General features: G+C 74.0%; 5 protein-coding genes. All 5 read left to right on the forward strand.

Annotated elements, in window-relative coordinates; translation table 11 throughout:
- Positions 1 to 43: 43 nt before the first annotated feature.
- Positions 44 to 610, forward strand: coding sequence for a YbhB/YbcL family Raf kinase inhibitor-like protein (locus IEZ07_RS25265; protein ID WP_191897008.1), 567 nt, complete (start codon positions 44 to 46; stop codon positions 608 to 610).
- Between the two features lie 183 nt (positions 611 to 793).
- Positions 794 to 2422, forward strand: a complete 1629-nt coding sequence (locus IEZ07_RS25270; RefSeq protein ID WP_191897009.1) for a hypothetical protein — start codon at positions 794 to 796, stop codon at positions 2420 to 2422.
- 73 nt (positions 2423 to 2495) lie between these two features.
- A complete protein-coding gene (locus tag IEZ07_RS25275; protein ID WP_191897010.1) occupies positions 2496 to 4871 on the forward strand; it encodes a SulP family inorganic anion transporter in 2376 nt (791 codons plus the stop codon).
- A 6-nt stretch (positions 4872 to 4877) separates the two neighbouring features.
- Positions 4878 to 5894, forward strand: a complete 1017-nt coding sequence (locus tag IEZ07_RS25280) for an NAD-dependent epimerase/dehydratase family protein (protein WP_191897011.1) — start codon at positions 4878 to 4880, stop codon at positions 5892 to 5894.
- Between the two features lie 482 nt (positions 5895 to 6376).
- Positions 6377 to 7226: hypothetical protein (locus IEZ07_RS25285; protein WP_191897012.1), on the forward strand; the 850-nt coding region annotated here is incomplete at its 3' end.

The raw sequence follows: 7226 nt of genomic DNA on the forward strand, positions 1-7226 counted from the left end.
ATCCGGTCGGTGCACCTTCCAGATCCGCGTAGCATCATCGGGCATGGGGAAGTCGAACACGTCTACGCGCGCGCGCCGGACCGTCATGGCGACGGTGTCCGCGGCGTTCGTCGTCGTCTCTTCCGGTTGCGGCATGGTCGGCAGCGCCGCCTCCGCCGAGCGGCTCCAGCTGGAACCGCTCAGCGTCTCAAGCCCCACGCTGCGGGACGGTGGCCCCCTGCCGTCCGACTACTCCTGCCGCGGCTCGGTCGGCAACCCGCCGCTGCGATGGTCGCGCGTGCCCGAGGACGCGAAGTCCGTGGCGATCGTGGCCGACAACGACAACGCCCAGGCCGGCGCCGAGGTGCACTGGGTGGTGTTCGACATCAACCCGCGCACGAACGAGCTGGCCGAGAGCACGCTTCCCCCCGGAGCCGTGGAGGGCAGCACGACCAACGGCAAAGTGGGCTATGCGCCTCCGTGCCTGCCTCAGGAGAACTATCGTTTCACTGTCTACGCGCTCAACGGGAAGGTCGAGCTCGCGAAGGGTGCCCCCCTCTCCGAGACCCTGAAGAGCATCGCGGACAAGACGATCGCCTGGGGACGGCTGACCGCGACGCACATCGAGTGATGAGCTGAACACCGGAGGTAGTAATGGTTACCGATTCTTCACTTAGGGTGTGACAACGCTCATAGTGGTCCGACACAATCAGATCCAATGTCCGAGCGCAGGTGATCACAGGGGGCAGGTCGCGTCGATGGCCGCGCGACCTCACCGGCGCCGCTGGGAGGCCATGGCCTTGAAGGTGGTGCAATGATCCTGGTCATAGTGGGCCTGGTGGCCGTCGTGCTCCTCGTACTGGTCGTCGTGGCCATGGGAATGCGGTCGATGAACCGCAGGGAGAGCGCGCTCCCTGCGGAGCGCCTGCGGGAGATGGCCGAGAAGGAGGCGTCGACGCCCACGCGGTCCATCGACGACTTCGCGACCCGTGAACCCAAGATGGACCATTTCACGCCGGACCTCTCCCCGTTCGACGAGCCCAAACCCCGTCCGCCGCGTCCGACGGGCGCCCGCGGCAAGCGCGGCGTGAACGAGTTCGGCGAGCCCGACGACTACGACGACGACTACTGGACTCGGCTCCAGGCGGACGACGGCGGCTTCGGCGGTTCCCTCGGGGCCAAGATGGGCGCCAGCCGCCCCGTCGAGCAGCCCGACCGCCCGGAGGCCGACGCCGACGCGGTGACCGTGCAGGCCCCCCTGCCGAACAGGTCCCGCCCCGGCCAGTCCGCGCCGGTCCCCCCGGCTCCCCCTGTCCCCGCCCCCGCCGTCGCCTCGGCGTCCCTGCCCTCGGGCCTCAGCGACCTGGTCGAGCCGGTCCAGCCGAACCCGGCCCCCAGCGCCGCTTCGCTGGCCGAGCAGAAGACCGTCACCTTCGCCGCGCCGACCCCCGGCACCTTCGGCGACGGCCGCACCCCGCGGTCCGGTTCCCGCCGGAGCAGCCGCTCTTCCTCGTCGAACGCCCCGACCGGACCGGGCGGCGCGGGAGGCTCCCGGGCCGGCGGCCCGGCGCGCCCGGACCCGCTGAACGACCCGCTCCGCGGTCCCTACCCGCGCGGCGCCGCCCCTTCCGCCGCCCCCGGCGCTCAGGTCTCCCCGTCCGGTCCCGCCGTCCCCGGCGATCCGGCCACGACCGGCGGGCAGAGCCCGGCGTTCGGCCCGGCCACCGGTGAGGCCGCCGCGATGCCCCCCCTGGGCCCCACCACCAGCGGCGGTTTCCCCGCCATGTCCCCGGTGCCCCCCGGGACCCCGCCCTCCCCGGCGGTGGACCCGCTCTCCTCCCCCTACGGCGCGGCGCCCTCGACGCCCCCCGCGACCCCCCTCGCGGACAATCCCTGGGCCAAGGCCACGGCCCCGGACTCCGGCGGCTGGGCCGCGATGAACACGGCCGACATCCTGGACGACCCGGCCCCCTCCTACAGCTCGTACCAGACACCCGTCCACAGCGCCCCTCCCACCGCCCCCTCCTACGAGGTGAGCGCCGGCTGGGCGACCATCGACGACGACGTGCTCACCGGTCCGAGCCCCGCGATCTCGACTCCGACGGGCCCGTCCCGCGTCGTCGCCCCCTACGACGACCTCCCGAGGGGAGGCTCCGGCCCCGCGGCCGGCGGAGACTACGGTTACGAGACCGGCCGGTACGCCTCGCCCGCCAACCCCGTCGCCTGGCCCGAGCCGGCCCCCGCGGGCCCCGTCGGCGGTCCTCTCGCAGGCCCCGCCACGAGTGCCGCCACCGGGAGCGCGAGCTGGCCGAGTTACGGCGATCTCTACGGCGCCACCGCCGAGACCGCCGCGGCCCCCGACGGGCAAAGCCGCGCGGGTTCACGGGGCGGCCACCATCGCAGCCAGGACCAGGATCAGGACTACCCCGACTATTACCGCTGATTTCCTCCGTCATCCGTAAAGGCCTCCGGTAAGCACCCCCGCTGCCGGAGGCCTTCGGCATAGGGTCTGCCCCATGGGGACGGACACGAAGAGTGACTCATCGACCACTCCGAGCGGTTTCACCTCCGTGCTACGGCACGACCTGCCCGCCTCCCTGGTGGTCTTCCTGGTCGCGGTGCCCCTCTGCCTGGGCATCGCCGTCGCCTCGGGGGCGCCGCTGGCGGCCGGGCTCGTCGCCGGTGCGGTCGGTGGCGTCGTGGCGGGACTCCTGGGCGGTTCGGCCGTCCAGGTGAGCGGCCCCGCCGCCGGGCTCGCCCTGGTGGTCGCCGATCTCGTCACGCGGTACGGCTGGCGGGCCACCTGCATGATCACTCTGATGGCGGGCGGGCTCCAGCTCCTCCTGGGGGTCTTCCGGGTCGCCCGCGCGGCCCTGGCCGTCTCCCCGGCCGTGGTGCACGGCATGCTCGCCGGCGTCGGCGTGGTGATCGCCCTGTCCCAGCTGCACGTGGTCCTCGGCGGCGCCCCGCAGTCCTCCGCGGTCGAGAACCTCGCCGAGCTCCCCCGGCAGATCGCGGACCACCACGGCCCTCCGGTCCTCGCCGGGCTGCTGACCATCGCGGTCCTGGCCGTCTGGACCCGGCTGCCCCGGCGGCTCCGGGTCGTCCCGGCCCCGCTGGCGGCCCTCGCCACCGCCTCCGTGACCGCCGTGGTGCTCGGCTGGGACGTCACCCGGATCGACCTCTCGGTGGGCCTGAGCGGGTGGTCGGCCCCGGCCTGGCCCCTGGGCGACTGGCACGGGATCGCCACCGCGGTGCTGCTCGTCGCCCTGCTCGCCGGGGTGGAGTCCCTGCTCTGCTCGGTGGCGGTCGACAAGCTGCACGACGGCAGGCGCGCCGACCTCGACAAGGAGCTGACCGCCCAGGGCGTGGCCAACATGGTGAGCGGCGCGCTGGGCGGCCTGCCCGTCGCCGGGGTCATCGTGCGCAGCACCGCCAACGCCCGCGCCGGAGCGCGCAGTCGCTGGTCCGCGACCCTGCACGGCGTCTGGATCCTGCTGTTCGCGCTCGGCCTGGGCTGGAGCGTCGCCTTCATCCCCATGGAGGCGCTGGCCGCGCTGCTGGTCTTCATCGGCGTCCAGATGGTCAACGTCGGGCACGTCCGCAACCTGCGCGGCCACGGCGAGGTGCCGGTCTACTTCGTCACCCTCTCCGGCGTGGTGCTGCTCGGCCTCGCCGAGGGCGTGCTGCTCGGCCTGGGACTCGCCGCGCTGCTGGCGCTGCGCCGCCTCACCTGGGTGACCGTCCGGGCCGTGCCGGAGGCCGACGGCCGCTGGCACGTGCTGATCGGCGGCTCGCTGACCTTCCTCGGCGTGCCCCGGCTCACCTCGGAGCTGTGCGCCATCCCGGCGGGGACCGCGGTCGACCTCGACCTGAACATCGACTTCATGGACAACGCCGCCTTCGAGGCCGTCCACACCTGGCGGCAGAACCACGAACGCGGCGGCGGCACCGTGGACATCGACGAGATCCACGACGAGTGGTACGCCATGGCCGCCAGCGGCGCCCGGATGTTCCCGGCCAAGACCCCGCCGGTGGCCCCGGACCGCTGGTGGCTGCCCTGGTCCCACCGGCGGCGGCGCAGGCCGGTGTCCGCCGGCAGCTTGATCCCGGTCCGCCACGTGTCCGGTGACGGCGCTCCCGGCTGGGGCGTTCCCGGTGACGGCGCCACCGGCGACTCCGCCGGCCCCGCCGTACCCGATCTGCTGGCCGGCGCCCGGGAGTTCCACCGCCGTACGGCCCCGCTGGTCCGCCCGGTGCTGCACGGCCTGGCCCGCAAGCAGGAGCCCTCCCACCTCTTCATCACCTGCGCGGACTCCCGGATCGTGCCGAACCTCATCACCGCCAGCGGTCCCGGCGACCTGTTCACCGTCCGCAACATCGGCAACCTGGTCCCGCGCCGGGGGGCCGCGCCCGCGGACCACTCCGTCGCGGCCTCGATCGAGTACGCCACCGGCGTGCTCGACGTCCGGACCATCACGGTCTGCGGCCACTCCGGCTGCGGCGCGATGGCGGCGCTGCTCGACGGCGGAGGGAAGGCCGCCGAACTGCCCGGCCTCGGCCACTGGCTGCGGCACGGCGCTCCCAGCCTGGCCCGGTTCGTCTCCGCCGACGGCGACGGCGCCGGGAGCGGTCCGCTCGACCGGCTCTGCCGGATCAACGTGATCCAGCAGCTGGAGAACCTCCGCACCCACCCCGAGGTGGACCGGCGCGTGCGCGCCGGACGCCTGGAGCTGGTGGGCCTGTACTTCGACATCGGCGCCGCCAGGGTCCACGTCCTCGACCACTCCCCCGCCTCCGCCGACGGCGCCCCCGGCCGGTCCGCTCTCGGCGTACGGCTTGCGCCGGAGGTGAAACAGGCTGTCCTTCCTCCCGGACGGCACGAACAATGAGACGCCATGAGAACTCTGATCATCGGCGGCTCGGTGTTCCTCGGCCGGGCGATCACCGAGGAGGCGCTGCGGCGCGGACACGAGGTGACGACGTTCAACCGGGGCAGGAGCGGCGAGGACCTGCCGGGCGTCGAGGCCGTCCGGGGTGACCGCGAGTCCCCCGAGGACCTCGCGCGGCTCGTGGACGGCCGGGAGTGGGACGTCGTCGTCGACGTCTGCGGGTTCGTCCCCCGGGTCGTCGGCCGGTCCGTGCGTGCGCTCAACGGGAAGGCCGCCACTTACGCCTTCATCTCCAGCATCTCGGCCTGCTCCCTCTGGCCGGGGAAGGGCCCGACCGACGAGGGCTCGCCCCGGTTCGAGTGCGCCCCCGACGCCGGGCCGGACGACGGCGACTACGGCACGCTCAAGGCGGGCTGCGAGCGCGCGGTGGAGCAGGGGTTCGACGGCAACTCCCTGATCGTCGAGCCGGGCCTCATCCTCGGCCCGCACGAGAACGTCGGCCGACTGCCCTGGTGGCTGACCCGGATGGCGCGCGGCGGGAAGGTGCTCGCGCCGGGTGATCCCGGGGTCGAGATGCAGGTCATCGACGCGCGCGACCTCGCCGCCTTCACCCTGTCGCAGGGCGAGGCGGGCACGCAGGACCGGTTCTTCGCCGCCGGGATCCGCGACGGCCTCACCTACGGCGGTTTCCTGGAGGAGTGCCGGGCGGCGACCGGATCGTCCGCCGGGCTCGTCTGGGTCGACGACCGCGTCCTGCTCGACCACGGGGTGCAGCCGTGGACCGAGCTGCCGCTCTGGGCCCCCGACATCCCCGAGCTGGCGGGCGTGTGGCTGCCCTCCTCGGCCAAGGCGGTGGCCGCCGGCCTGACCTGCCGGCCGGTCGCGGAGACCGTCCGCGACACCTGGGCCTGGCTGCGCGACGTCCCGGAGGAGCGGCGGTCCTTCGGCACCGAGCGCATGCGGCACGGCATCGACCCCGGCAAGGAGGCCGAGATCCTGGCCGCGTGGGAGCGGCGGGCCTGAGGAGAGCGGGCCTGAGAAGAACGGGCCCGAGAGGAACGGGATCCCGCCACGTGGGAGCGGCGGACCTGAGGAGGGCGGGATCCCGCGGTGTGGGAGCGGCGGGCCTGAGTGCATTTCTCCGCAGACGCATCCCGCCGTGCCCGCCTAGGTTGGCCGGTGTCCGGCCTCGTTCCCCCGAATGCCGGACCTCGGCCGGCGCTCCCTGGGCCGTGGGCGGAGGGCGGCCGGGAGGCACCGGCCGCCCTCCGCCGTCCGGCGGGACGGCCCCTGAGCGCGTACGGCCGGCGGCGACGTCGTCCCCGTTCTTCGTCAGCTCCTCCGTTCCGCTGCCGATGAGGGATCCGCCGGACCGGAGGAGCCCTCGGGTGATCCCGCCCGGCGGCCGGACGGCACCCCCTCGGCATCCGCCGTGCCCGCGCCGTACCGCCGGGAGGCCGTTTTCCGGCACCCGGTTCCAGCGCATGGCGATCGAGGAAGGGAACATGAGCCGGACATCGCGTGGAGCGGTCCCCGCCGCCTGCTCGCGTCTCGCGCGCGAGCCGTACGGTCGTCCGGTGTTCCTCGCGGCCGCGGGCCTGCTCGCGCTGGCCACCCCGCTGTTCTCCCCGCCCCTGAACGTGCTGCCCTGGGTGCTGCTGCAGGGGGTCGCGGCGCTGGCCGTCGTCTCCGGGATCCGCCGGCACCGCCTGGGCCGTCAGTGGCCGTGGCGGCTGCTGGCCACGGGCAGCGTCATGAACTGGCTGACGACCACGCTGGTCTGGGCCGTCGGCTGGGTCTGGCTGGAGATCCCCGGCGCCATGAGCGTCTACAGCACCCTGGTGGTGGTCTGCTACTCCTTCGGCCTGCCCGCCCTGGTGCTGCTGAGCAGGCAGCGGAGCCGTTCGCTCCGGGCCGCGCTGCTGGACGCCGCGATCATCACCGTCGGCGTGGCCATGCCCTTCTGGACGTTCTTCATCGCCCCGGTGATCGACCGCAGCGGCTACACCGGCGCGGAGCTCGCCCTGGCGCTGGCCACCCCGGTCATCGACCTGTTCCTGCTCGGCCTGGTCGTACGGCTGGCGCTGGCCAGGGGCCGGGGTCCGTGGCTGCTCCTGCTCAGCGCCGCCCAGGGAGCCCTGTTCGTCGCCGACAGCGCGCGGCTGCTCGACCTGGCGACGGGCCGGCCGTCCGGCGCGGTCACCACGATCGCCTGGCTGGGCGCCTCGATCCTCATCGGCGGCGCCGCGCTGCACCCCAGCGTGGCCCGCACCGCCCCGGCGTTCTCCGAGGTTTCCAGCCGGGCGCGGGCCGCCACGTTCCTGGCCCTGGCCCTGCTCGGCCCCCTGGCCTCCA

Source organism: Planomonospora parontospora, from assembly GCA_014647935.1.
GTDB lineage: Bacteria > Actinomycetota > Actinomycetes > Streptosporangiales > Streptosporangiaceae > Planomonospora > Planomonospora parontospora.

Excerpts from the sequence above, each read along its gene's own strand:
- IEZ07_RS25275 (WP_191897010.1), top strand. The coding sequence starts at position 2,496 with ATGGGGACGGACACGAAGAGTGACTCATCGACCACTCCGAGCGGTTTC.
- IEZ07_RS25270 (WP_191897009.1), top strand. The coding sequence starts at position 794 with ATGATCCTGGTCATAGTGGGCCTGGTGGCCGTCGTGCTCCTCGTACTG.
- IEZ07_RS25280 (WP_191897011.1), top strand. The coding sequence starts at position 4,878 with ATGAGAACTCTGATCATCGGCGGCTCGGTGTTCCTCGGCCGGGCGATC.
- IEZ07_RS25265 (WP_191897008.1), top strand. The coding sequence starts at position 44 with ATGGGGAAGTCGAACACGTCTACGCGCGCGCGCCGGACCGTCATGGCG.